The sequence below is a fragment of the Rhodanobacter aciditrophus genome (genome assembly GCF_050026795.1).
Lineage (GTDB): Bacteria > Pseudomonadota > Gammaproteobacteria > Xanthomonadales > Rhodanobacteraceae > Rhodanobacter_A.
Map to the genome: position 1 here is coordinate 13,328 of NZ_JALBWP010000011.1, position 25,746 is coordinate 39,073.

Here is a 25,746-nt window from a genome sequence, read left to right on the forward strand (position 1 = left end):
CGGCCATGTCCAGCCTGTTCAGCATCGGTGTTTCCGGCCTCAACGCGGCCCAGCTCGGCCTGAAGGTCACCGGCAACAACATCGCCAACGCCGGCACCGACGGCTACAGCCGGCAGAACACCGTACAGGTCGACCGGGTGGGCCAGAACAACGGCCGCTACACCATGGGCGCCGGCGTGGACGTGATCGCGGTGCAGCGGGCCTACAGCCAGTACCTGACGCAGACGCTGTGGAACACCAACAGCGCGCTGCAGGGCGCCACCGCCACCAACGACCTCGCCACCACGCTGAACGGCCTGCTGAAGAACAGCGGCAACCTGCAGTCGGCGCTGGACAGCTTCTACGGCGGCTTCGACGCGGTGGCCAACGCACCGCGCGATCCCGCCGCACGCCAGGCGCTGCTGGGCAACGCGTCAACCCTGGCGGCGGCGTTCAACACCTTCGGCCAGCAGCTCGACCAGCAGCGCACGCAGATCAACACGCAGATCGCCGACGCCGTCGGCAGCATCAACTCGCTGGCCAAGCAGATCGCCGCGCTCAACACCAGCATCAGCCAGGCCGGCGACACCCAGCCCAACGCCCTGCTCGACCAGCGCGACGGCCTGGTCAAGCAACTGGCCGGGGTCACCGGCATCTCCGTCGCCGCGCAGCCCGATGGTACGCTGAGCGTGTACAGCAGCTCCGGCCAGGCGCTGGTGAGCGGCAGCTATGCCTACGACTTCCAGGTCGGCAGCGACGCCTACGACGCCAGCAGCACCACCGTGCTCGACGCCAGCGGCCACGACATCGGCGCGCGCCTTTCCGGCGGCACGCTGGGAGCGCTGCTGGGCTACCGGCGCAATACGCTCGACCCGGCACAGAACCAGCTGGGCCGCGCCGCGCTGGCGCTGGCGCAGAGCGTCAACGCGCAGCAGGCCAAGGGCCTGGACTTGAATGGCAACCAGGGCGGTCCGCTGTTCAGCGTGCCCGGCCCGGCCGTGGCGGCCGCCGCGGGCAATCAGGGCAGCGCCGCCGTGGGCGCCAGCGTGAGCGACATCACGGGGCTCACCAACGATAACTACGTGCTCACCTACACCGGCAGCGCCACCGCGCCTTCGGTCAACGGCTGGGCACTGGCCACCAGCAGCGGGCGTTCGGTGGCGATGACCGCGAACCCGGACGGCTCGCTGTCGGCCGAGGGCCTCACGTTCACCGTGTCCGCCGGCGCCCAGGCAGGCGACAGCTTCCAGATCCGGCCCACCCGTGACGCGGCCAGCGGACTGGCGCTGGCCAGCAGCGATCCCGCCACCATTGCAGCGGCGGCAGCGCTGAAGGGCACCGCCGCCGCCGCCAACAGCGGCGGTGCCACGGTGAGCGCAGTGGGCGTGACCGACAGCGCGAACGCGAACCTGTTCGCCGGCGCCACCGTGACGTTCGGCGCGGGCGGCAGCTACACCGTCACCGACGGCGCGGGCAACAGCACCACCGGCACGTACACCAGTGGCACTCCGATCCAGTTCGACGGCTGGAGCCTCAGCCTCGCCGGCACGCCCGCCAGCGGCGACAGCTTCAGCGTGGCGAAGAACAGCAGCGGCCTGAACGACAACGGCAACGCGCTGGACCTTGCCGGGCTTGCCGATGTGGGCGTGCTCGACGGCGGGCATACCTCGGTGGTGGGCGCCTATGCGGGACTGACCAACCAAATCGGCCTCGCCGGCAGCATGGCGGCCAACGACCTCACCACCCAGACCGGCCTCTACAACCAGGCGGCCAGCGCGCAGCAGAGCGTGGCGGGCGTGAACCTGGACGAGGAAGCGGCCAGCCTGATCAAGTACCAGCAGGCCTACCAGGCCTCGGCGCAGGTGATCGCCACCGCGCAGACGCTGTTCACCAGCCTGATCGCCGCCATCCACGGCTAGCGGGAGCCTGCCCATGATCCGCCTCTCTACCAGCTGGATGTACCAGCAGTCGCTGACCACCATGCTCGACCAGCAGGGTACGCTCGCCGCCACGCAGAACCAGGTGAGCAGCGGCCAGCGCATCAACCTCGCCTCGGACGACCCCGCCGGTGCCGCGCAGGTGGTGTCGCTCTACCACATCCTGGCCAGCACCGCGCAGTACTCGGCGAACATCGACAGCGCGAACGCGCGGCTCTCCACCGAGAGCAACACGCTCAGCTCTTTCAACTCGCTGCTGGACCAGGTGCGTTCGATGACGGTGCAGGGCGTCAACGGCACGCTGTCGGCGTCCGACCGCCACGACATGGCCGCGCAGCTCGTGCAGATCCGCGCGCAGCTGGTGCAGCTGGCGAACACCGCCGACGCCAACGGCAATGCGCTGTTCGCCGGCACCACCACCACCGGCACGCCGTTCGTGCTGAACAGCGACGGCACGGTGGGCTACGCCGGCAACGGCGACAACCAGATGACCGCGATCGGCAACGGTTTGCGCATTCCCAACAGCGACGCGGGCGCGGGGCTGTTCATGGACATCCCCGCCGGCAACGGCTCGTTCGTCGCCAGCGCGGCGGCCGGCAACGCAGGCACCCTGCTGGTGGGCGCCACCAGCGTCACCGACGGCAACGCCTGGCAGACGGCCACCGCTGCCGGCCCGGTGGACTACCAGATCAGCTTCGACGCCGCCGGCAACTGGACCGCCACCGACGCCAACAACGGCAACGCGGTGGTGGCCAGCGGCAGTTACCAGGAGGGCGGCAGCGTCAGCTTCAACGGACTCTCCATCGCGCTCAGCGGCGCGCCGGCCGCGGGCGACTCGGTGAGCGTGAAGAGCGGCCAGCGCCAGGACGTGTTCTCCACCGTGACCGCGCTGATCGGTGCGCTGCAGGACGACTCCCTCAGCGACACCGCACGCAGCAACGTCATCAGCCGCCAGCTCGAATCCGTCGACCGTGCCCAGGACGGCGTGCTCTCCACCCAGGCGGACGTGGGCGGCCGCCTGAATCGCCTCGCCCAGCAGAAGAGCACCTACAGCGACCTCACCCTGACCTACCAGACCACCCTCTCCGGCGTGCAGGACACCGACATGGCCAGCGCCATCAGCAAGCTGATGCTGCAGTCCACCGCGCTGCAGGCTTCGCAGCAGACCTTCGCGAAGGTGCAGGGGATGAGCCTGTTCGATTACCTGAAGTGACGCAACCGGCGCAGCGGCTTGCGTACCCCGCGGCCCGACGCGATCCACGCACGCCCACGGTGGAGCCATGATCCCTCCCAACCCCTTCCATGATCCGCAGCCGGGCTTCCGGCGGCTGCGCATCTTCGGCGCCGGCGGCTCCGGCCGGGAGACCGCGTGGCTGGCGGAACAGGCCTGGGGAGACCAGGTCGCGGTGGAGTTCGTGGTGGACCATCCGCGCTACCTGGATGGTCCGGTCAACGGCATCCCGGTTTCGCTGCTGGCGGAACTCGAACTGGCCGACGACGCCCGCTTCGTGGTGGCCTTGGGCGACCCGGAACAGCGGCGGCGCGTCGTCGCGGCCTTCCTCGCCGCCGGGCACCGGCCAGCCACCCTGATCCATCCGCGCGCCGAGATGTCGCGCTTCGTCGAGGTGGGCGCGGGCACCGTCGTGTGCGCGAAATCCTCGATCACCTGCAACGTCTCGATCGGCACGCACGTGCAGGTCAACCTGGGCTGCGCGGTGGCGCACGACGTGGTGCTCGGCGACTACGCGACCTTGTCGCCGGGGGCTATGGTGTCTGGCCATGTGCACGTCGGCCGCGGCGTGTTCATCGGCACGAATGCCTGCATCATCAACGGGCGGCCCGGCCAGCCGCTGCGCATCGGCGACGGCGCGGTGATCGCGGCCGGCGCCTGTGTGACGCGGGATGTCCCGCCAAACACGCTCGTCGCCGGCGTGCCTGCCGTCGTCAAGGGACGCTCCGGGTAGTCCCGGTATTTGAATCGATGCCGGCCATGCAAAGTGTGTGGCGATGCCGGCGGGCGGCTGATCGGGTGATCTGGATCGGCCGGCTTTTAGTCTTGCGACAGGGTGGTCTCGGTCGCCTGTCGCAGCCTGCGTTCCTCCCTCTCTCCAAGGGATGAGGGGCGGCACCCGCGATGACCCTCCGGTTCGACACGTTGGCTTGCCCGCCTTGTTCCTTGCGGAGACCGCCCAAAACCGCCTTGCTATTTGCGATAGGCGCTCGAAACCGCCTTGTCGCTTGCGCGACAGACGACCAGAGGCCCACCGCAGGCGCGCCTACCCCCTCGACCCGGTGGCTTCCATTCCGGGTCGACCGGGACAGCACCGATTCGAATTCAAGCGGAGCCAGGCCGGCAACGCGTGTCCGCCTCAGCCGTCGGGCAGCCAGGCGTTGCGCCAGGAAACCAGGTTGTCCCCGCTGAGCATCCAGTCGCGGCGTACCGCCTCCCGCAGCGCGTCGCCCATGCGGGCAGCGGCGTCGAGGTCGCTGGTGTGCATGCGGATCGCGTCCACCCATTCCTTGTAGCGGTTGCGCACGCGTGTCACCGGCAGTTCGCCGCGGTAGCAGACGATGTCGCTGCATATCACCGGGAAGCCGCAGGCGCCGTATTCGAGCAGGCGCAGGTTGCTCTTGCAGGCGTTGAACAGGTTGTCCTCCAGTGGCGCCAGCGCGAGATCGAGGTCGAGCGCGGCGAGCGCCGCCGGGTAGTTGGCGATCGGCACGCCGTCGTGGAATTCGTGCACGCAGGAGCGCAGCTTCTCCGGGCACATGCCGAAGAACACCCATTCGACCTCGTCGGCCAGCTCGCGCACCACGTCGGCGATCAGTTCCAGGTCGCCGCGGTGGCTGCTGCCGCCGGCCCAACCCACGCGGGGCTTGACGCCCTTGCGCCGCTGGCTGGCCAACTGGCCCCACCAGTCCACCGGCAGGCAGTTGGGCACCACGCGGATGTCGTCGTGCAGGTTCGCGAACTGCTCGGCCAGCGGCGCGGTGGAAACCACGAAGCGGTCGGTCAGGGCCACTGCCTTGCGCAACGATTTCAGGACGTCCCTGGGCACGCCGTCGCGATGCACGCTCTTCAGCGGCAGGTTGGGCAGGTAGTCGTCGAGCTCGTAGACCTTGAAGGCGCGACTGAAGTCGCGATAGCCGCGCATGGTCTCGATCTGGGCGTCGGTGAGCTGGCGTTGCAGCACGATGGCGGCGGGCGCGAAGCGTTCCATCGCGACCGGTTTCAGATGCATCGGGGCAACCATGCCATCGGCCAGCCCTTCCCGCTGCATGGCGTGGAAAGGCTGCCGGATGCGGTAATGGCCGCAGCCGTTGGCATCGGCGGCCACGCAGAACAGGCGCGGCAGCAGCGGCTGCTCGAAGGGTTGCCAGGCCAGCGGCCGGGCCTGGTCGAGGTCGAAGCCGTTGCCGGCCAGGCTGAGGTTGCGGTTGTAGGCCGGGTCGCGGGCCAGCAGTGGCAGCCACTTGCGGTACATCGCCTGCTGTTCGCCGGAGAAGCGCGCGTGCTTGGCCTCGCGGGCGGTCTGGTCCACCTTGTTCTGGCTGACGCTGCCTTCGTGCATCAGGCGGGCGTAGGGCGTCCATACCGTGAGGTAGCCGGCCTGGTTGACCTTCAGGCAGAGGTCGACGTCGTTGTAGGACACCTTGAAGTCCTGCTCGTCCAGCCCGCCGACCTCCTCGTACACCGACTTGCGGATCATCAGGCAGGCGGCGGTGACCGCGGTGTAGTTCTGGTCCACCTGCAGGCGGTGCATGTAGCCGGGCGCGTCCATCGGCTCGCCGATGAACGGGTGGTCGGCGGGCCCGCGCAGGCCCAGCACCACGCCGGCGTGCTGGATGCGCCCGTCGGGGTAGTGCAGCTTGGCGCCGACGATGCCCACCTCCGGCCGCTGCGCGTGGTTGAGCAGCGCCTCGATCCAGTCCGCGTGCAGCACCGCGGTGTCGTTGTTGAGCAGGATCAGGTATTCGCCGCGCGCCTGCGCGGCGGCGAAATTGTTGATCGCGGAGTAGTTGAACGGATGCGGCCAGCGCAGCACGCGCAGCTGCGGGTTGTTCAGCCGCTCGATGCCGTCCAGGTAGGCGCAGGCGGCGGGGTCCCGGCTGTCGTTGTCGACGATCAGCAGCTCGTAGTTCCGGTAGCTGGTCTTGGCGAGCAGGCTGTCGATCAGGCCGTTGAGCATCGGCAGCTGGTCGCGGGTGGGGACGATGATCGAGACCGGCGGCGCACGGTCGTAGCGGTAATGCACGCGGTTGATGCCGGCCGAGGCGTCGGATTCGATCTCGTGGGAAATGCCCAGGCGGCCGAGATGATCCGCGACCACCGCCACGGCGCGCTCGCGCACCGGCGGCGAGGCCAGCCATTGCGCGAACGGCAGGCCCGCGTGGTACAGCACCTCGGCAAGGTGCCCCACGGACTGCAGACCGCGTTGCTCGATGCTGCGGAACACGAAGTCGTAGTGGGCGAGCGGGCCATGCCGCGCGTCCAACCCGCCCAGCTCGAGCAGCGCGTCCCGGCGCATGGCCAGGGTGCGGCCCGGGTAGGGGTAGCTTCGCAGCATGTCGAGATTGAGGTCGGGCTTGAAGATCGGGTGCGCGCCACCTTCGTCGCCGCACGAGTCCTCGTCGACATAACAGCACGCGTGCTCTGGGTGTGCGCCGGCATTCGCAGCCAGCAACACCAGCGCGTGCGGGGCCAGTCCGTCGCCGGCGAACAGCGGGAGCAGCCAGTCCGCATCGCTGGCGGCGGCTTCCTCGTTGAGGCGCGCGACCCAGTCGCCGCGCAGCGGCCGCAGGGCGGCGTCGCCGCACGCAAGCTCGTCGCGGTCCGACAGCACGGTCACGCGCAGGTCGCGGTATTGCTGCCCGGCCAGGCTGTCCAGGCTGCTCTGCACCGCGGCGGCCTCGCCGTCCGCATCGATCACGAGCACCTGCACCCGGCAGGCGGTCTCGCGGTCCTGCGCCAGTGCGGCTTGCGCAGGGGACAGTCGCTGGGGGCCGAGCCAGTGGCGGTACTGCTCCTCCGGACTGGCGGGGTGGATGTGGATGGCCGGCTGTTGCGACTGGTCGAGCACCGATGCCCGGAAATAGTCGCCGTGGTGGATGGCCGTGACGGCCTCGGAGTGCGCGTGGCGCACGCCCATGTCGCGCAGGCGTTCCCACAGGTCCCAGTCGCCCGGGTAGAAATACTTCCAGCATCCGGGGTTGTAGCGGAACGTCTTCAGCCCGGCATGGTAGAGGCTGCCGATGCGCGCGATCTCGCTGAAACGCGGCGTGGCACTGCCGACCACGCCCTGCTCGCGGCCGTGGTCGTCCAGGAAGCGCACGCGCCCGTGCGCCCACTCGGCCCGGTTCTCCCGCGCGGTGCGCAGCAGGTTCGACAGATGGTCCGGAAGGAACTCGTCGTCGTCGTCCAGGTGGGCGATCCATGCACCGCGGGCCAGGCGCAGGCCGAAGTTCATCGGCTTGATGCCGGCCACGTACCACTTCGGACCCTTCAGCGCCGGATATCTTCCGCGCCGGCGCAGATTGTGGAAGCGCACGCGCGGATCGGACTGCGCCGCCTCGTGCAGGATGGCCGCCTGCGATGCGTCCATGCAGTCGCCAACGATCAGCAGTTCCCAATGCGGATAGTCCTGGCGCAGCACGCTGGGGAGCGTGCGCTCCACGATCAACCCGGCACGGTTGTAGGTGGGGACGACGATCGAAACCAACGGCCGTTCGCCGTAGGCCTCGTCGTAGTCGGGCCGGCTGCGGATGCGTTCGAGGCGCGCCGCGTCGCCGGCGCGAAGCCGCGTCTTTTCCCGCAGCCCGTGTTCGTCGAAGAACTGCTGCATCAGCCCGATGCGCTGTTGCAGCTTCTCGCATTGCTGCTGCAGCTGGGCGGTGTCCGTGTGGCTCATTGCTGGCATGTCCCCGCGGGGCGGTTGGTCGTCTGCGCGCTCGTGCCGGCCGCTTCGGCAAGCAGGCGGGCCAGCGTCTCGCAGACGCGGCGGATCTGCGCTGTGGTGATGTCAAGGTAGAACGGCAGGCCGAGCAGGCGCTCCGAGAGCGCGGGCGCGACGGCCAGCGGTTCCGGGCAATGGCCGGCGAACGCGGGATGACGGTCGAGGGTGGGGCAGTACCACTGCCGCGTCTGGATGCCGCGCGTCGCCAGTGCCTGCTGGATCTCCGTCGCGCGCAGGCCGGGCGGCAGCGCCACCACCAGGATCGGATACACGCCGCCCACCGCCTGCTCCTGCAGGACGATGCCCCGGCAGGACCGCAGCAACTGCCGCAGGTAGCGCGCCCGCAGCGCGCGTCGCGAACGTTCGATGTCGGGCCATTGCTCCAGCGAGGCCAGTGCCACGGCGGCGTGGTATTCGCTGAGCTTGCCGTTGCCGCCGGGGAAGAACACCTGGCTGCCGTGCTCGAGGTCGATGCCGAAATTGCTCAGCGTGCGTATCCGCGCGGCGAGCGCATGGTCGCGGGTGGCGACGAAACCGCCCTCGCCGGCGGCGAGGGCCTTCGTGGCGTGCAGGCTGAACGCCACGTGGCAATGCCGCGCGGCGCGCTGGTTGCCGAACGCGCCCGCGGCGTCGATCAGCACGGGAATGCCGGTGTCCTCGACGAAGCGGTCCCACGCCGCGGTGTCCTGCGCGAGCCCGAAGGTGGCGACGGGCATGACGGCGTCGATGCGGTGCGCCGCTGCCATGCGGCGGGCGATGTCCGGAGTGAGCAGCCAGTTGCCGGCGTCGACGTCGCCGATCAGCGGCACGTGGCCGGCACGGATGACGGCGGTGGCGGTGGCGACGAAGGTGAGCGCCGGCAACAGCACGCGTGCGCCGGCCGGCAGCCGCATGGCGGACAGCGCCAGTTCGAGTGCGGCGGTGCCGCTGGACAGGCAGACCACGTCGGGGCTGTCGCCGGCGTCGAGTTGCCGGGCCAGTTGCCCCTCCAGCTCGGTCGCGAGCGGACCGAAGTTGGTGTACCAGCGCGCGGCATCGATGCGTCGGAGATAGGGAAGCAGCGCGTCCGCGTCCGGCAGTTGCGCACGCATCAGCGGAATCGTCCGGGCGTGTTCTGTCGCTTCGTCTTGCATGGTGGCCGCTTGCATGTGCCTTGCACCTCGCGATGGGGTCTGGCGCTCGCGGCGTCGACGGTTTTCCGTCGCGGAGCGGCCATTGCCGCTTGCAGCAAGGTTGGTGCCAACCCCGGTTCGGCCTGCGCCACCATGCGATCGGGCGCCCGGCGCGGTGCGGCTTGAGTCGGCCTCATCGGCGTGGCGCGGCCGACGCCCATCGCGGGAACGGTACCGCGCATATCCCGTGCCAACACAAAGAAATTTCCGGAAAAGGCTCAAGAACCCTGCACCGGCGCCGAAACATCCCCTGAGGCGGTTGGCACTCCGGTCTAGGAGCACCGCCGGAGAAGGTATCCGACAGCTTCAAGACCGCTTAATAGGAGACATCCCATGTCACTGGTCATCAACACCAACGTTTCCTCGCTGAACGCGCAGAACAACCTGTCCAAGTCGCAGAGCGCGCTGGCGCAGGCCACCATGCGCCTGTCCTCGGGTCTGCAGATCAACAGTGCGGCCGACAACGCCGCGGGTTTCGCGATCGCGCAGCGCTACACCACCCAGGTCGGCGGCCTGTCCCAGGCCAGCGCCAACGCCTCCGACGCGATCAACCTGGCGCAGACCGCCGGCTCCGCGCTGGACCAGGTCACCGCCAACCTGCAGGCGATCCGCGACCTGGCCGTGCAGTCCGCCAACGGCACGTACACCGCCTCGGACCGTTCCTCGATCGACCAGGAAGTGCAGCAGCGCCTGGCGGAAATCACCCGCATCGCCAACCAGACCACGTTCAACGGCTCCAAGGTGCTGGACGGCTCGCTGGGCACCAAGAGCTTCCAGGTCGGCGCCGACGTGGGCCAGACCATCAGCGTGAACCTGCAGACCAGCGTGAAGGCCTCCGCGCTGGGCTCGATCGCCCAGCTGGAAACCGGCAACCTGAGCGGCGCCTTCGTCGACGCCAGCGGCAATGCCCAGACGATGGACCTCAGCAAGATCTCCATCAAGGGCACCGACGGCAAGTCGGTCACGCTCTCCGGTACAGCCGGGACCGTGCAGGACCTGGCCGATGCCATCAACGCCGCCGGCGTTACCGGCGTCAGCGCGGCAGTCGACGGCAACGGCGGCGTCAGCCTGTTCGCCAACGGCAGCTTCCAGGTGACCGACAGCGGCGCCGCCGCGAGCGGTGCGGTGTCTTCCGGCGCAATCACCAGCGGCGCCTACGTGGACGGTTCGACCACGGCCACCAACGCCACGGGTTCCATCGCCGTGTCGGGTTCGCTGTCCGGCAGCAACGTGAAGACCGTCAACAGTGCCAACGCCCTGATCTCCCAGGTCGACGTGGCCCTGAAGTCGGTGGCCGACTTCGCCGCCCAGCTGGGCGCGGTGCAGAACCGCTTCCAGTCCACCATCGCCACGGTGGCGGCGCAGTCGACCAACCTGCAGGCGGCGCGATCCACCATCCAGGACGCGAACTTCGCGGCCGAGACGGCGGCGCTGAGCAAGGCGAACGTGCTGCAGCAGGCAGGCATCTCGGTGCTGGCCCAGGCCAACTCCAACCCGCAGATGGCGCTGAAGCTGCTGCAGTGACGGCGACAGGGGAACCGTTCACGGGCCGGTCGGGCCGCGAACGGTTGCCCCGTGCGGAGGCGGCTCCCGCAGCGGAGCCGCCGTCCCCACGAGGGTTTCAGGCAAAGCCCATGCGGCTGGCGTGAGTTTTGCCTGCGATCCTTGCATCCCCATCGAGCGGGATCGGATCGCGAAAGGAATAACCCATGACTTCCATCTCAGGTGTCGGCACCACCACGACCTCCGCCAGCGCCACGAGCGGCAGCTCGGGCAGCAACAGCAACACCGGGGCTGGCCTGCTCAGCTCGGCGGGCATCGGCTCGGGGCTGGACGTCAACGCCATCATCACCGCATTGGTCAACGCCAAGCAGGCCGGCCCGGCGCAGCAGATCAGCAGCCAGACCACGCAACTGCAGGCGCAGGAAGCCGGACTGACCGGCCTCGGCAGCGCCCTGAGCTCGCTGCAGGCCACGCTAACCACCCTGGCCAGCAGCATCACCTTCAATACCTATACGGCTACACTGGGGAATACCGCGCTGGGCACCGCCAGCACCCTCCCCAACGCGCAGCCGGGCAACTACAACCTGGTGGTGAACCACCTGGCCACCGCGCAGCAGCGGGCCAGCGGCGCCTATGCGTCGGGCAGCACGGTAGGCGCCGGAACTTTGACGGTGAGCGTCGGCAGTCAGTCCATGAACATCACTGTCGGGGCGACCGACTCGATCAGCACCATCGCCACGGCGATCAACCAGTCCAGCAGCAATCCCGGCGTGCAGGCCACCATCGTCAATGGCGCGAACGGCGCGCAGCTGCTGCTGACCTCTACCAAGACCGGCGTGGCCAACGGCTTCACCGTGAGCGCGGGCGCCGGCAGCAGCGCGGGGCTGTCATCGCTGGCCACGACGCTGAACACGGCGGGATCGAACGAGGCCAGCGACGCCAGCCTGAGCATCGACGGCATCGCGGTCACCAGCGCCAGCAATTCGGTGAGCGGCGCGCTGAACGGCGTCACCCTGAACCTGGCCGCCACCGGCTCCAGCACCCTGACGGTGAGCCAGGACACCGGCACCGTGACCGACGCGGTGGCCAACTTCGTCACCGCCTACAACAGCTACATCTCCACCGTCGGCACGCTGGGCAGCTACGACACCAGCACCAAGCAGGGCGGGGTGCTGCTGGGCGACAGCACCCTGATGTCGGTGCAGCGCCAGGTCAACAGCGTGCTGAGCGGCACGGTGGCCGGCAACAGCATCGGGTCGCTGGCGGCGCTGGGCATCACGCGCAATGCCGACGGCACGCTGTCATCCAACAGCAGCACGCTCGCCAGCGCGCTGCAGAGCAACCCGGGCGCGGTGCAGGACCTGTTCGCCGGCGCCAACGGCTACGCCACCCGTCTCAACAGCATGCTGGACGGCTTCACCTCCAGCAGCGGCATCATCGCCACGCGCACCGCCAGCATCCAGAACCAGCTCAGCAACCTGAGCCAGGAATCGACGGCGCTCACCGCGCGCATGAATGTCTATGCGACCCAGCTGCGCCAGCAGTACACCGCGCTGGACACCTTGATGTCCTCGCTCAACAACACCAGCAGCTACCTCACCAGTTCGATGAACGCGTTGCTGGGCAATTCATCTTCATCGGGCAAGTGACGAGGAAGCGGTCATGACGAACGCCTACATGCGCCAGGCCAGCGCGATGTACCAGCAGACCCGCGCCGGGGGGCGCGTGGAAGGCGCCGATCCGCACCAGCTGATCGCCATGCTGCTGGACGGCGCGATCGAGCGCATCGCACAGGCCCGCGCGCACCTCCGCCACGGCGACATCTCCGCCAAGGGGGCCATGGTCACCAAGGCCGTGGCGATCGTGGGCGAACTGCGCGCCAGCCTGAACCATGAAGCCGGCGGCATGCTGGCGCAGCGGCTGGACTCGCTCTACGACTACGTCAACCGCCGCCTGCTGTTCGCGCAGCTGCACAACGACGACCAGGCCCTGGCCGAGTGCGGCAACCTGCTCGAACCGGTGCGCGACGGCTGGAACGGCATCCGCGACGCCTATCTTGCCGGTCGCTCCGGGAGCGCCGCGTGAGTGCGGGACACGCCCCGCTCGAGCGCGCGCTGGCGGTGAGCGCCTCGATGCTGGCGGCCGCGCAGGAAGGCCGCTGGGACAGCCTGCCCGGGCTGGACGCCGAGCGCCAGCCGCTGCTGCACGCCGGCCATCCGCGCGATGCGCGCAGCCGCGAGCTGTTGCGGCAGCTGCTCACATGCAACGAGGAAATGCTGGGGCTGGCCGCGCGTGCCCGCGGCGAGGTCGCCGATGCGCTGGGCCGGCATGGCTACACGCACCACGCCCTGCGTGCCTACGTGGATCTCGCCGGATAAGGCGCCGCCGGACGTGGAGCCGCCGCGTCGGGCTTGATCTGCAGGCGCCCGGCGAGCATCTTGCTGCGGCAACACCAGCCACGGGCCGGACGGCGGCCCGGATAGCCACGCGGAGCGGACATGACTGCCAGCAGCTGGGATGAATTCGAGCAACGCCTGAGCAGCGAGGAACACCTGCACGCCGACAGCGAGCCGCTGGCCTGGCCGCCGACGCAGGAGCAGCTGCAGCGGCTGGCCGAGCGCAACGCGAACACGCTGGCGACGCTGGCCGCGCTGGAGGAGCGCCACGCCGACCTCGGCGACGACGACAATCCGCTGATGCAGGAAATCCTGCGCATGGATGCCAAGCTCACCGCGCTGGTGGAGATCGTGAACCAGCTGCTGGTGCCTGCCGCCGCGCTGCCGCCACGCCAGGCGCTGCGTTTCAACGCCGTGGGCGCCCTGTTGCCGGCCGCGCTGGTGCCGCCGGGCGACGGCCTGCTGTTGCGCCTGCGCTTCGACGCCTGCCGCAGCCTGCCGCTCGAACTGGCGGGCCGCGTGGCGCGTGCATTCGACGATGGTCGAAGCTTTGTGGAGTTCGCGACGCAGGGCGACGCGACAGGTGACGCGATTGAGCGTCTCGTGTTCCGCCATCATCGACGCAAAGTGGCAGAGGCGCGCCAGCTGCTCGGCTGAACGGCGAACCGGGTCGACATTTCGCATGTGATATCCATCACAGTTGCGAAACCTCCGCCGGGATTTTTCCGACGCGCGTCACGTGCTCCCGGATGTCTTCGTCACGCTATGGCTGTCTTGTGATGGCCTTTCGTTTCATGCACTTGCGACGGACTCCTGCGCATGCCGGCGACTTGCCGCTGCGGTGATTCCGTCGAGGCGCGACATTCCGCTGTCGCGCGGGCCGTCAAAGTTGGCCCCCTTGTTGCACTTCGTTCATCGAGCCGGTGACGGAAAGCCGGCGCTGACGAACTGCGTGCCCCGCTGGATGCCGAGGGGCCCGCGACAAGTGCAGTAAGGAGAAGGGGCTGTGCAGAAATTCGATTTCCTCGTCATCGAGTCCGATGTGGCGCGCGCCGAAGCCGTGCTGTCGGCGCTTCACTTCCTGGGTTACCGGCCGCAGTGCGCGGGCGACTGCGAGTCCGTCGACGAGTCCACCCACGCCTGGCAGGCCGTCTATGTAGGCCACGTCGAGAGCGAGCGCGCAGCGGAGCGCCAACTGGCCCTGCTCGGCGACGCCGCCGGCCACGTGCCGGTGCTGCTGGCCGCCGATGCGCCGCTGGCCGCGCGCTGCGCGAAGGCGGCCGCGCCGTCCGCCGCGCGCGTGGCCGCGCTGGAATTTCCCTTGCGCTACGAACAGGTGGCCGAGGCGCTGCGCGGCATCCACGCGCGACCGCCCGGCGGGTCGTCCGGCGCGCTGCGCTTCGTGGGCCAGTCGGCGCCGATGGTGCGCGTCAACGCGCTGATCCGCCAGGTGGCGCCGTTCGATTCGACCGTGCTGGTGCTCGGCGAGTCCGGCACCGGCAAGGAGATGGTGGCGCGCGCCATCCACGAGCATTCCGCCCGCCGCGACAAGCCGTTCGTGGCGATCAATTGCGGCGCGATCCCGGCCGAGCTGCTGGAGAGCGAGCTGTTCGGCCACGAGAAGGGCGCCTTCACCGGCGCGATCAGCGCGCGCAAGGGCCGCTTCGAGCTGGCCGAGGGCGGCACGCTGTTCCTCGACGAGATCGGCGACATGAGCCTGCCGATGCAGGTGAAGCTGCTGCGCGTGCTGCAGGAGCGCGTGTACGAGCGCGTGGGCGGCACCAAGACCCAGCGCTGCGACGTGCGCATCATCGCCGCCACCCACCGCGACCTGGAGCAGTCGATCGCGGAGGGCCGCTTCCGCGAGGACCTGTACTACCGCCTCTCAGTGTTCCCGCTGGAGCTGCCGGCGCTGCGCGAGCGGCTGGAGGACCTGCCGGTGCTGATCGAGGAGTTCAACCAGCGGCTCGCCCGCCGCGGCCTCGACGTGGCGCGCTTCAGCGCCGGCGCGATGCAGACGCTGCGCGAGCACGCGTGGCCGGGCAACGTGCGCGAACTGGCCAACCTGGTCGAGCGCATGGCGATCCTGTGCCCGCACGGCGAGGTACGCGCCAGCGAGCTGCCGGCGAAATACCGCCACACGCCGGTCGGCGAGGAAGCGCATGGCGCGGCCCTGCTGGCGCTGATGGAAGGCGTCCACACGCCGGCGTCTGCCGGCGTGCAGCCGGCGGACGAGGCACAACGCCTGCTGCCGGAGGACGGCATCGACCTGAAGGACCACCTCGCCGACATCGAGGTGGGACTGATCCGCCAGGCGCTCGACGCCACCGGCGGCGTGGTGGCGCATGCCGCGCGCCTGCTGCACATGCAGCGCACCACGCTGGTGGAGAAGCTGCGCAAGTACGGCCTGCAGGCGAACGGTCTCGCGGCGTGATGCACAACGCCTCGCGCGCTGTGTGCATTGCGTGGCACGGCTCGTGCATCCACCACCTGCAAACCCGTCGCGCGACGGGATTCCGTCTTCCTTCCATCGGCCAAGAGCACGCGGCATGAGCACGATCGACGTCAACAACCTGCTCGCCCAGATGCGCCAGATGACGGCGCAGGTGCGCATGCCCGAAACCGCGGTGCAGGCGCCGCCGGGCAGCGGACCGGCGAGTTTCTCGTCGCTGCTGCGGCAGTCCATCGCCGCGGTGGGCAACAGCCAGATGGAGGCGGGACGGATGGCCGCGAGCTTCGAGCGCGGCGATCCCGGTGCCGACCTCGGCCGCACCATGATCGCGGTGCAGAAGGCCGAGCTCTCGCTGCGCACGGTGGTGGCGGTGCAGAGCAAGCTGGTCGACGCCTACAAGGACATCATGAACATGCCGGTCTGACGCCGGCGCCACGATCACCGAACAGCCCTGACCGACGAGCAGCAGCATGGCCGACAACGCCATCGCGACGACCGACAACAGCGGCGCGCGCCTGGACTCCCTCAAGCAGATCACCCGCAATCCGGCGGCGCGCCAGCTCGCGCTGCTGGTGGCGGTGGCCGCGGCGGTGGCGCTGGGCGTGGCGGTGGTGCTGTGGTCGCGCGGCCCGAACTACGGCCTGCTGTACGCGGGGCTGGACCAGAAGGATGCCGCGGCGATCGCCCAGGAGCTGCAGGCCTCCGACGCCACGTACAAGCTGGGCAGCGACGGTACCTCGATCATGGTGCCCGCCGCCGACCTCGCCGCGCTGCGGCTGCGGCTGGCGGCGAAGGGTCTGCCGCAGGGCAGCGCCGCGCTCGACGCGCAGCCGGCCAGCGACTCGCCGTTCGGCATGAGCGACCTGGCCGAGCGCACGCGCTACCAGCAGATGCTGGAGAACGACCTCGGTTCCACCATCGCCTCGCTGCAGTCGGTGCGCGCCGCGCGCGTGCACCTGGCGCTGCCCAAGCCCTCGGCCTTCATCCGCGACAGCCACGGCGCCAGCGCCTCGGTGCTGCTCACGCTGTACCAGGGCCGCCAGCTCGACGCGGGGCAGGTGGCGGCGATCGTGCACCTGGTGGCGTCCAGCGTGCCGGGGCTCGATCCCGGCCAGGTCTCGGTGGTCGACCAGCAGGGCCGGCTGCTGACCAGCAATGCGGGCAGTTCCGACGAAGCGGGCGACGACCGCCTGCGCCTGGCCACGCGCATCGAGAACACCTATGCCCAGCGCATCGAGGAGTTGCTGACGCCGCTGGTCGGCCCCGGCCGCGTGCGCGCGCAGGTCAACGCGGACCTGGATTTCAGCCAGACCGAGAAGGCCAGCGAGACCTACGACCACGACCATCCCGCGTTGCGCAGCGAGCAGGTCAGCAGCGAGCAGCGCACCGGCGGCGGGTCCGCCGGCGGCGTGCCCGGTGCGCTCAGCAACCAGCCGCCGCCGACCGTGGCGCAGCCCACTGCGGCAAAGCCGAATGCCGGCGCGGCCGCCGCAGCGGGCGCCACGGCGTCGACCACGACGAGCAGCGGCGACAGCCAGAGTTCAAGCAGCGCCACCCGCAACTACGAGCTGGACCGCACGATCAGCCACGTCAGCGATCCGGCGGGCCGACTGGCCCGCCTCACCGTGGCGGTGGTGGTGGACGACAAGCTGGTGGGCGGCACCGGTGCCGGCGGCAAGAACGAACCGAAGAGCGTGCCGTTCACCGCGCAGGAGCTGCAGCACCTCACCGAGCTGGTGAAGAACGCGGTGGGCTTCGATGCCCAGCGCGGCGACAGCGTCAGCGTGGTCAACCAGGCGTTCCATCGCAACGCCACGCCGGAGGCGGCACCGGCGACGCCGTTGTGGGAGCGCCCCGGCGCGCTGGATCTGATCAAGCAGGGCCTCGGCGTGCTGATCGCGCTGCTGGTGGCGTTCGGCCTGCTGCGCCCGCTGCTCAAGGGCCTGCTGCGCAGCGCGCCGGCGAAGGAAGTCGTGACGGGGCCGCTGCCGACCGTCTCGGTGCGGGTGGGCGACGACGAACCGGCTCCCGCCGGCCAGTTGTCGGGCAGCCAGCCGGTCCGCCTCGACGGGGCGCCGGCACTGGCCTACGAACAGCGCATCGGCCAGGCGCGCCGCATGGTCGGCGAAAACTCCAGGCAGGTGGCGCAAGTGGTGAGGAACTGGGTGAGCGAAGATGGCAACTAACCGTTCCGACGCGCCCGTCACCGGCGCGCAGCGCGCGGCGATCCTGCTGCTGACGCTCGGCGAGCAGGACGCGGCCGAGGTGCTCAAGCACCTGAGCGCGCGCGACGTGCAGGCGGTCGGCACCGCGATGGCGGCGCTCTCCAGCGTGTCGCGCGAGCAGGTCAGCGGAGTGCTCGACAAGCTCGACGAAGACATGGGCCGGCAGACCTCGCTGGGCGTGGGCACCGAGGAATACATCCGCAAGATCCTCACCAACGCACTGGGCGAGACCAAGGCCGGCGGCCTGATCGACCGCATCCTGCTCGGGCGCAGCTCGAAGGGGCTGGAATCGCTGAAGTGGATGGAGAGCCGCGCGATCGCCGAGATGATCAACCAGGAGCATCCGCAGATCATCGCGCTGGTGCTGGCGCACCTGGAGCCGGACCAGGCCGCCGAGGTGATCGGCTACCTGCCGCAGCGCGTGCGTTCCGACGCGGTGATGCGCATCGCCACCCTCGACGGCGTGCAGCCGCACGCGCTGAACGAACTGGACGAGATCATGGAACGCCAGTTCAACGGCAACACCAAGAAGCTGAAGTCCGCCAACGTCGGCGGGCTGAAGGCGGCGGCCAACATCCTCAACGCGATGGACAGCAGTCGCGAGGCCGAGCTGATGACCGCGATCCGCAGCCAGGACGAAGCACTGGGCGGGCGCATCGAGGACCTGATGTTCGTGTTCGAGGATCTCGCCGAACTGGACGACCGCAGCATGCAGACCCTGCTGCGCGAGGTGCCGTCGGGCATCCTGATCACCGCGCTGAAGGGCGCCGAGCCGGCGATCCGCGAGAAGATCTTCGCGAACATGTCCAAGCGCGCCGCCGACATGATGCGCGACGACCTCGAGGTGAAGGGGCCGGTGCGCCTCAGCGAGGTCGATGCGGCGCAGAAGGAAGTGCTGGCCGTGGCCAGGAAGCTGGCCGACGCCGGCCAGCTCAGCCTGAGCGCCGGCGGGGATGACTACGTCTGATGGCAGCCGCGATCCACGATGCCGCGATGGATGTCCGGCGCTGGGAGCTGCCGCATGTCGGCGCCGCGCCGGAGCCGGCGCCGACCGCCGAGGCGGCGCCGCCGCAGCCCACCGTGCGCGAACTGGAAGCGCTGGAGCAGCAGGCGCGCGACGAAGGCCACGCCGCCGGCCTCGCCGAAGGGCGGGCCGCAGCGGCGCAGGAGCTGCGGCAACGCATGGCGCAGTTCGATGCGCTGTGCGCGGCGGCGGCACGTCCGCTGCAGGCTTTCGACGAACAGGTCGCACGGGAGCTGACGCGGCTGGCGATGGTGGCGGCCGGCCGGGTGGTCGCGCGCGAGCTGCGGCTTTCGCCCGAGCTCGTCGCGCGTGCCGTGCGCGAGGCGGCCGACGCACTGCCGGCGGCGACCCGCGAATTGCGCGTGCACCTGCATCCGCAGGACCTGGCCCTGCTGCAGGAGCTGGGCGCGACCGAGCGCCACTGGCAGCTGCTGGCCGATCCCGCGCTGGCGCGCGGCGACTGCCGGATGGAGAGCGAACACTCGCGGCTCGACGCGCGGGTGGAAACGCGCCTGGCGGCGGTGATCGATGCCGTGCTCGGCGAGAGCGCCGGGTCCGCGGGGAGCGACGCATGAACGCCGCCGCCGATCCGGCCGCGCGCCGCGAACGCTGGCAGCGCCAGTTCGCGAGCCAGGCTGCGCGCGCCGCCGCGGCGCACACGCTGGCCGTGGAGGGCAGCCTGCGCCGCGTGGTCGGCCTCACCCTGGAGGCCGAGGGTTGCGAGGCGGCGCTGGGCGCGCGTTGCCTGGTCGACACCGCCGACGGCGCCGAACTGGAAACCGAGGTGGTCGGCTTCGCCGACGAACGCCTGCTGCTGATGCCGGTGGGCGACATGCACGGCGTGCTGCCGAACGCGCGGGTGCGTCCCTGCGCACGCAGCGGCGGCCTGCCGGTGGGCATGCACCTGCTGGGGCGGGTGGTCGGCGCCGACGGCCTGCCGCTGGACGGCCTGGGCCCGCTTGACGCCGACGAGCATGCCGCGCTCAAGAACGAGGCGATCAACCCGATGGCGCGCAAGCCGATCGACGCACCGCTGGACGTGGGCGTGCGTGCGATCAACGCGCTGCTCACCGTGGGCCGCGGCCAGCGCCTGGGCCTGTTCGCCGGCTCCGGCGTGGGCAAGTCGACGCTGCTCGGCATGATGACGCGCTACACCAACGCCGACGTGGTGGTAGTGGGGCTGGTCGGCGAACGCGGCCGCGAGGTGAAGGAGTTCGTCGAGCACACCCTGGGGGCCGAAGGCCGCCGCCGCGCGGTGATCGTGGCGGCGCCGGCCGACGCGCCGCCGCTGAAGCGCCTGCGCGGCGCGCAGTACGCCACCGCGATCGCCGAGTGGTTCCGCGACCGCGGCCAGCGCGTGCTGCTGCTGATGGACTCGCTGACCCGCTACGCGCAGGCGCAGCGCGAGATCGCGCTGGCGATCGGCGAGCCGCCGGCCACCAAGGGCTATCCGCCGTCGGTGTTCGCGTTGCTGCCGGCGCTGGTCGAGCGCGCCGGCAACGATGCCGAGGGCAGGGGTTCGATCACCGCGTTCTACACCGTTCTCACCGAGGGCGACGACTACCGCCACGATCCGATCGCCGACGCTGCGCGCGCGATCCTCGACGGCCACATCGTGCTCTCGCGCGATCTCGCCGAGGCCGGCCACTACCCGGCGATCGACATCGAGGCTTCGATCAGCCGCGTGATGCCGCAGGTGGTGGCGCGCGAACACATGCAGGCGGCGCAGCGCTTCCGCCGCGTCTACTCGGCCTACCGCCAGCAGCGCGACCTGATCGCGGTGGGCGCCTACCAGAAAGGCTCCGACCCGCAGGTGGACCTGGCCATCGAGCTGTGGCCGCAACTGCGCGACTTCCTGCAGCAGGAAGTGGACGAACCGATGACGCTCGGTGCCGCCGTCGAACGGCTCGACCAGCTCGCCGCACAGGTGACCCAATGAACTCGCGATCGCGACGCCTGCAGCCGGCGGTGGACCAGGCCCACCAGCACACCGAGGACGTGCTGGCGCAACTGGCCACGCAGCAGCAGCAGCTGGCCAGGGCCGAACACCAGCTCGGCGAGCTGGAGCGCTACCGCAACGAGTACGCCGCCGCGGAGGAGGGAGCGGTCAGCGTCACCGCGCTGCTCAACCGCCAGCAGTTCATCGCGCGCATCGACCAGGCGATCGCGCAGCAGGCCGCCGAGATCGATCGACAGCACCGCCGGCTGGACCAGGTGCGCGACCGCTGGAAGCAGGCGCATGCGCGCGAGAGCGCGCTGGACAGCGTGGTCGCGCAGCACCAGGAACACGAACGCCGCGCCGAGGAGCGGCGCGAACAGGCCGAGATCGACGAGCGCATGCAGCATCGGCGGCCGCGCTGAAGCGCACCGCCGCGATGCCGCGCCGCCCCAGCCGAGGAGTCCATTCACCATGACACCGCCCGCCGCACTCCCACCGCTGCCCGCCGCACCGAGCGTGCGCGGCGCCCCCGCTGCTCCCGCCGCCGCACCGCGCGACGAGGCGGCGCCGAGCCCGTTCGACCAGCATATGCAGGCAGCCAGGAGCGCGCCCTCGCCGTCGCAGCCGCCGCCACCTGCGCCGTCGCCGGCGGCGCCCGCGCAAGGCGCGCCTGCAGCCGCGGACGCCGCGGCGAAGCCAACCCCGGAGCCGAACATGTCGACGCCTGCCACCACGCCCGCGACATCGGCGACGAACGCATTGCCTGCGGCGGGCGCGACATCGCGCGGGCAGGCGGCGGCCGCGCCGCTCGATGCCGCCCTGCTCATGGCGCAGGCCGCGCCGGCGGTTGCCGCGCCGCTCGCTGCCGAGGCCGGTGACGCGGTCACGGCTGCCGCGAAGACGGCCGGCACATCGAAATCCGGGACGCCCGACGAGGAAGCCGCCGCGACGCTGGCCGGCGCGATGCTCGCCTTGCTGGGCCAGGCGGCGGGTAGCCTGGCGGGGGCCTCGCCCGCGGCGGACGACGCTACGGTGTCCGCGGATGGCGCGGCCTCGGGCCAGGCCAGGGCGAGCGTACTGTCACAAGGCACGGGAGTGGACGGCACCGCGACGCCGCAAGGCACGGGGGCGGATGGCGAGGCGCTCGCCGCAGCCGTCGCCGCCGCCACCGCGCCGGGCGCGAGCCCGGCCGGCATCGCCGCCGGCGTGGAGCACGCGCTCGCTTCGACCGCCGTCGACGCGCGCAAGGATCACGGCCTGGCGGCGCTGGCGCTGGCCACGACGCCGGTGTCGGCACCCGCGGCGCCGGCGCCGGCGCTGCCCCAGCTGCAGCTGTCGTCGCCGCCGGGCAGCGCGGGCTTCGCCGGCGAGCTGGGCCAGCAGGTGGCGTGGCTGGGCCGGCACGACATCCAGCAGGCGAAAATCCGCCTGCATCCGGAGGACCTGGGCACGCTCGACGTGCATCTCAGCGTGAGCCACGACCGCGTGGACGTGGTGTTCAGCGCGCAGCACCCGGCCGCCGTCGCGGCCGTGCAGCAGAGCCTGCCGCAGCTCGACCACATGCTGGCCCGGCACGGCCTCTCGCTCGGCCATGCCGAGGTGGGGCAGCAGCAGAGTCGCGGCGACGAGCACGCGCGCGGCGAGCGGCGCGCCCACGCGGCCGTGGACGAGGTCGGCGACACGCACGGCGCCGGCCTGCCGCTCGCCACGAGCCGGGTCGGCCTGCTCGACGCGTTCGCCTGAGAACAGCCCCCCGATGTACACGCCCGCCCCGCGCCCGCGGCGGCGGGCGCTTTGCGTTGCGCGCCTGTCCGCGGAGCGCGTCGCGATTGCGTCGCGACAGGCTTCCGGCGCGCGTCAAGAAAGCGCCGTCGCACCGTTCGGTTTGCGCGCGGGCAACCGCGAACCCGCTTGCCGCAAGGCTTCCGGCGCATGGCACATGGATTGCTTTGACACGGTAGGCGCGCCATGGCGCGCGACCGTCAACCGGGTGGAGTGAAGTTTTCATGGCGAACGAGGAACAGGCTGAAGCGGCATCGGCAGCGGCGCCGCGCAAGCGGCGCGGTCCGCTGCTGGTCGGCATCGTGGCGCTGCTGGCGCTGGCCGCCGGCGGCTACGTCTGGCAGGCGCGGAAGGCCGCGCACGAACAGGTCGGCCGGCAGGCCGCGGAGCACGGGGCCGAGCTGTATCTGCCGCTGGATCCGCCCTTCGTGGTGAATTTCCGCGACGGCGATTCCCTGCGCTACCTGCAGGTGGCGGTGACCCTGATGTCGCATGACCCGCACGCGATCGAGGTGGCGAAGGCCGCCGACCCGGTGATCCGCGATGCGCTGGTGTCGCTGTTCAGCAACCAGGAGTACTCGATCATCAGCAGCGCCGCCGGCCGCCAGAAGCTGCAGGAGCAGGCGCTGCAGGCGGTGCGCAGGATCGTGCAGGCGCGGCAGGGCAAGCCCGGCATCGACGCGCTGTACTTCACCAGCTTCGTGATGCAGTGACGGGGACGGTGCGCGCATGAGCGACCTGCTTTCCCAGGACGAGATCGACGCGCTGCTCGACGGCGTGGCCGACGGCGCGGTGGAAACCGGCGGCGACCAGCCGCTGCCGCCCGGCGCGGTGATCTCCTACGACTTCACCCAGCAGGACCGCATCGTGCGCGGCCGGCTGCCCACGCTGGAGATGGTCAACGACCGCTTCGCGCGCTTCTTCCGCACCGGCGTGTTCAGCGTGCTGCGCAAGACCTGCGAGGTCTCGGTGCTGGGCGTGAAGATGCTGAAGTTCGCCGAGTACGTGCACGGCCTGGTGGTGCCCACCAACCTCAACCTGGTGCGGATCAAGCCGCTGCGCGGCACGGCGCTGGTGGTGTTCGAGCCGCGCCTGGTGTTCACCGTGATCGACAACTTCTTCGGCGGCGACGGCCGCTTCCACGCGCGCATCGAGGGCCGCGACTTCACCGCCACCGAGAACCGCGTCATCCAGATCATGCTGGGCGAGCTGTTCACCGCGATGGTCGAGGCGTGGGCGCCGGTGCTGGGCCTGCAGTTCGAATACCAGGGCTCGGAGATCAATCCGCAGTTCGCCAACATCGTCAGCCCCACCGAGACGGTGGTGGTGTCGCGCTTCCACGTCGAGCTCGACGGCGGCGGCGGCGAGATCCACCTGACCCTGCCGTACGCGATGGTCGAGCCGATCCGCACCCTGCTCGACGCCGGCGTGCAGAGCGACCGCGTCGATCGCGACGACCGCTGGGCCGAGCTGCTGCGCGACGAGGTGCTCGACGCCGAGGTGCCGCTGAGCTCGCAGCTGCTCGACATCGAGCTGACCCTGGGCGAGTTCCTGCACCTGCGTCCCGGCGACGTGCTGCCGATCCAGCTGCCCGAACTGGCCACCGTCTACGCCGAAGACGTGCCGCTGTTCCGCGGCCGCTACGGCCAGGCCAACGGCCGCAACGCCGTCCGTTTCCACACCCAGGTCGGGCGGCGCGAAGTGCGCACCACCGGCGACCTGTCCATCCGGGAAGAAACCGCATGAACCAGTCCACTGAAGCCCTGGCCGACGACGCCGGCGAACGCGTCCAGTTCGATTCGCTGCGCGGCGCCGCCGCGGGTGCCGGCGAGGTCAACCTCGACATGATCCTGGACGTGCCGGTGACCCTGGCGATGGAGGTCGGGCGCACCCGCATCAGCATCCGCAACCTGCTGCAGCTCAACCAGGGCTCGGTGGTGGAGCTGGACCGCGCCGCGGGCGAACCGCTGGACGTGTTCGTCAACGGCACCCTGGTCGCCCACGGCGAAGTGGTGGTGATCAACGAGAAGTTCGGCATCCGCCTGACCGACGTGATCAGCCCCGCCGAGCGCGTGCGCAAGCTGCGGTGACGCCGTGAACGGGGCACGGGGAACGGCGCATGGGATCGTCGCGGCGCTGGCGCCGGCGGCGCTGCCGGCCGCCGACGTCGACGTGGGCGGCGAGCTGCTGCGGGTGCTGCTCAGCCTCGTCGCGGTGGTGGCGCTGATCTTCGTGGCGGGCTGGCTCAGCCGCCGCATGCAGCTGCGCAGCCGGCCCGGCGGACGGCGCATCCGCTGCGTGGAGGCGATGGCGGTGGGCGCGCGCGACCGCGTGCTGCTGCTCGACGCCGACGGCAAGCGCCTGCTGGTGGGCGTGGGCCCGGGCGGCATGCGCACGCTGCACGTCTACGAGGGCGTGGCGCCGGCCGCGGCCGAACCGCCGGCGCCCGAGGTGCCCTCCTTCGCGCAGCTGCTGTCGCGCTGGAAGGGCAAGTCGTGAGGCCCCGTCGCTGTCCCGTCCTGCGCTGCTGGCTCGCGCTCGTCCTGCTGCTGTTGCCGCTGCTGGCCTGGGCCGCACCGCAGGCCGCACGCGGCGCCGCGCCCGCACCGGCCATGCCGGCGCTGTCGATGCCGGCCGGCCCGACGGGCCTGGGCGGCGCGGGCATCCCCGTGCTGACCGTGCGCGACGCGCCGGGCGGCGCGAAGAACTGGACGCTGTCGCTGCAGATGCTGGCGCTGCTCACGGTGCTGACCCTGCTGCCGGCGATCCTGCTGATGATGACCGCGTTCACCCGCATCATCATCGTGCTGGGTTTCCTGCGCCAGGCATTGGGCACGCAGTCCACGCCGCCCAACCAGGTGCTGCTGGGGCTGGCGCTGTTCCTCACCCTGTTCGTGATGTCGCCGGTGCTCAACCGCGCCTACGCCGACGGCGTGAAGCCGTACATGGACGGCCAGCTGAGTGCCGAGCAGGCGCTGCCGGCGGCCACCGCGCCGTTCAAGCGCTTCATGCTCGACCAGACCCGCGAGGCCGATCTCGCGCTGTTCACCCGGCTGGCTGGCGAGCAGCCTTACGCCAGCAAGGCCGACGTGCCATTCAAGGTGGCGATGCCGGCCTTCCTCACCTCGGAACTGAAGACCGCGTTCCAGATGGGCTTCCTGCTGTTCATCCCGTTCCTGATCATCGACCTGGTGGTGGCCAGTGTGCTGATGTCGATGGGCATGATGATGGTCTCGCCGACGATCATCTCGCTGCCGTTCAAGATCATGCTGTTCGTGCTGGTGGACGGGTGGACGCTGCTGCTCGGGACTCTGGCGGGGAGCTTCTACACGTGAGCGGCGCGCGGACGTTTACTCCCTCTCCCCTCCGGGGAGAGGGCTGGG

The 25,746-nt window shown here is 70.4% G+C and carries 23 protein-coding genes; 21 read left to right on the forward strand and 2 right to left on the reverse strand.

Going from position 1 to position 25,746, the window contains the following annotated elements; all coding sequences use genetic code 11:
- Nucleotides 1-5 precede the first annotated feature (5 nt).
- From flgK to ACQGNW_RS08790, 3 genes are all read left to right on the forward strand, one after another.
- A complete protein-coding gene (gene flgK / locus ACQGNW_RS08780; RefSeq protein WP_426662763.1) occupies nt 6-1,898 on the forward strand; it encodes a flagellar hook-associated protein FlgK in 1,893 nt (630 codons plus the stop codon).
- A 13-nt stretch (nt 1,899-1,911) separates the two neighbouring features.
- On the forward strand, nt 1,912-3,129 hold the full coding sequence (gene flgL, locus ACQGNW_RS08785) for a flagellar hook-associated protein FlgL (RefSeq protein WP_426662764.1): 1,218 nt from the start codon (nt 1,912-1,914) through the stop codon (nt 3,127-3,129).
- A 67-nt stretch (nt 3,130-3,196) separates the two neighbouring features.
- Nucleotides 3,197-3,880, forward strand: a complete 684-nt coding sequence (locus ACQGNW_RS08790; RefSeq protein ID WP_426662765.1) for an acetyltransferase — start codon at nt 3,197-3,199, stop codon at nt 3,878-3,880.
- A gap of 405 nt (nt 3,881-4,285) precedes the next feature.
- Here the strand turns inward: ACQGNW_RS08790 and ACQGNW_RS08795 are convergent, their stop codons facing one another.
- Nucleotides 4,286-7,825 carry a glycosyltransferase gene (locus tag ACQGNW_RS08795; RefSeq protein WP_426662766.1) on the reverse strand — a complete coding sequence of 1,180 codons (3,540 nt, stop codon included), beginning with the start codon at nt 7,823-7,825 and terminating at the stop codon, nt 4,286-4,288.
- The gene (locus ACQGNW_RS08800; RefSeq protein ID WP_426662767.1) at nt 7,822-8,961 is read right to left on the reverse strand and encodes a DegT/DnrJ/EryC1/StrS family aminotransferase; all 1,140 of its coding nucleotides are present in this window, start codon (nt 8,959-8,961) and stop codon (nt 7,822-7,824) included. Before ACQGNW_RS08800 ends, ACQGNW_RS08795 begins: the two co-directional genes overlap by 4 nt.
- Nucleotides 8,962-9,375: 414 nt before the next feature.
- Between ACQGNW_RS08800 and ACQGNW_RS08805 the strand changes: the two genes are divergently transcribed.
- The 18 genes from ACQGNW_RS08805 to fliP all read left to right on the forward strand — a co-directional run bounded on the left by ACQGNW_RS08805 (nt 9,376) and on the right by fliP (nt 25,698).
- Entirely contained in the window at nt 9,376-10,566 is a 1,191-nt protein-coding gene (locus ACQGNW_RS08805) for a flagellin N-terminal helical domain-containing protein (protein WP_426662768.1), read from the forward strand.
- Nucleotides 10,567-10,751: 185 nt separating this feature from the next.
- On the forward strand, nt 10,752-12,194 hold the full coding sequence (fliD, locus tag ACQGNW_RS08810; RefSeq protein WP_426662769.1) for a flagellar filament capping protein FliD: 1,443 nt from the start codon (nt 10,752-10,754) through the stop codon (nt 12,192-12,194).
- Between the two features lie 13 nt (nt 12,195-12,207).
- Nucleotides 12,208-12,630, forward strand: coding sequence for a flagellar export chaperone FliS (fliS, locus tag ACQGNW_RS08815; RefSeq protein ID WP_426662770.1), 423 nt, complete (start codon nt 12,208-12,210; stop codon nt 12,628-12,630).
- A complete protein-coding gene (locus tag ACQGNW_RS08820) occupies nt 12,627-12,923 on the forward strand; it encodes a flagellar protein FliT (protein WP_426662771.1) in 297 nt (98 codons plus the stop codon). The genes fliS and ACQGNW_RS08820 overlap by 4 nt, the downstream gene beginning before the upstream one ends.
- Before the next feature lie 120 nt (nt 12,924-13,043).
- On the forward strand, nt 13,044-13,598 hold the full coding sequence (locus ACQGNW_RS08825) for a PilZ domain-containing protein (RefSeq protein WP_426662772.1): 555 nt from the start codon (nt 13,044-13,046) through the stop codon (nt 13,596-13,598).
- A 349-nt stretch (nt 13,599-13,947) separates the two neighbouring features.
- The gene (locus ACQGNW_RS08830) at nt 13,948-15,375 is read left to right on the forward strand and encodes a sigma-54 interaction domain-containing protein (RefSeq protein WP_426662773.1); all 1,428 of its coding nucleotides are present in this window, start codon (nt 13,948-13,950) and stop codon (nt 15,373-15,375) included.
- Nucleotides 15,376-15,490: 115 nt separating this feature from the next.
- Nucleotides 15,491-15,817 carry a flagellar hook-basal body complex protein FliE gene (gene fliE / locus ACQGNW_RS08835; protein WP_426662774.1) on the forward strand — a complete coding sequence of 109 codons (327 nt, stop codon included), beginning with the start codon at nt 15,491-15,493 and terminating at the stop codon, nt 15,815-15,817.
- Nucleotides 15,818-15,863: 46 nt separating this feature from the next.
- A complete protein-coding gene (gene fliF, locus ACQGNW_RS08840; RefSeq protein WP_426662775.1) occupies nt 15,864-17,579 on the forward strand; it encodes a flagellar basal-body MS-ring/collar protein FliF in 1,716 nt (571 codons plus the stop codon).
- Nucleotides 17,569-18,585 carry a flagellar motor switch protein FliG gene (fliG, locus tag ACQGNW_RS08845; protein ID WP_426662776.1) on the forward strand — a complete coding sequence of 339 codons (1,017 nt, stop codon included), beginning with the start codon at nt 17,569-17,571 and terminating at the stop codon, nt 18,583-18,585. Before fliF ends, fliG begins: the two co-directional genes overlap by 11 nt.
- Nucleotides 18,585-19,217, forward strand: a complete 633-nt coding sequence (locus tag ACQGNW_RS08850) for a FliH/SctL family protein (protein ID WP_426662777.1) — start codon at nt 18,585-18,587, stop codon at nt 19,215-19,217. The genes fliG and ACQGNW_RS08850 overlap by 1 nt, the downstream gene beginning before the upstream one ends.
- Nucleotides 19,214-20,581 (forward strand): flagellar protein export ATPase FliI, encoded by a 1,368-nt coding sequence (gene fliI / locus ACQGNW_RS08855; protein ID WP_426662778.1) that lies wholly within the window; start codon nt 19,214-19,216, stop codon nt 20,579-20,581. Before ACQGNW_RS08850 ends, fliI begins: the two co-directional genes overlap by 4 nt.
- The gene (gene fliJ, locus ACQGNW_RS08860; protein ID WP_426662779.1) at nt 20,578-21,003 is read left to right on the forward strand and encodes a flagellar export protein FliJ; all 426 of its coding nucleotides are present in this window, start codon (nt 20,578-20,580) and stop codon (nt 21,001-21,003) included. Before fliI ends, fliJ begins: the two co-directional genes overlap by 4 nt.
- A 292-nt stretch (nt 21,004-21,295) precedes the next feature.
- On the forward strand, nt 21,296-22,324 hold the full coding sequence (locus tag ACQGNW_RS08865; protein WP_426662780.1) for a flagellar hook-length control protein FliK: 1,029 nt from the start codon (nt 21,296-21,298) through the stop codon (nt 22,322-22,324).
- Nucleotides 22,325-22,587: 263 nt separating this feature from the next.
- Nucleotides 22,588-23,076, forward strand: a complete 489-nt coding sequence (locus ACQGNW_RS08870) for a flagellar basal body-associated FliL family protein (protein ID WP_426662781.1) — start codon at nt 22,588-22,590, stop codon at nt 23,074-23,076.
- Nucleotides 23,077-23,092: 16 nt separating this feature from the next.
- Nucleotides 23,093-24,109, forward strand: a complete 1,017-nt coding sequence (gene fliM / locus ACQGNW_RS08875; RefSeq protein ID WP_426662782.1) for a flagellar motor switch protein FliM — start codon at nt 23,093-23,095, stop codon at nt 24,107-24,109.
- On the forward strand, nt 24,106-24,453 hold the full coding sequence (gene fliN, locus ACQGNW_RS08880) for a flagellar motor switch protein FliN (protein WP_426662783.1): 348 nt from the start codon (nt 24,106-24,108) through the stop codon (nt 24,451-24,453). Before fliM ends, fliN begins: the two co-directional genes overlap by 4 nt.
- A gap of 4 nt (nt 24,454-24,457) precedes the next feature.
- On the forward strand, nt 24,458-24,862 hold the full coding sequence (gene fliO, locus ACQGNW_RS08885) for a flagellar biosynthetic protein FliO (RefSeq protein ID WP_426662784.1): 405 nt from the start codon (nt 24,458-24,460) through the stop codon (nt 24,860-24,862).
- 20 nt (nt 24,863-24,882) lie between these two features.
- Complete coding sequence (gene fliP / locus ACQGNW_RS08890; protein WP_426663640.1) at nt 24,883-25,698, forward strand: flagellar type III secretion system pore protein FliP; 816 nt, start codon at nt 24,883-24,885, stop codon at nt 25,696-25,698.
- Nucleotides 25,699-25,746: the final 48 nt, after the last annotated feature.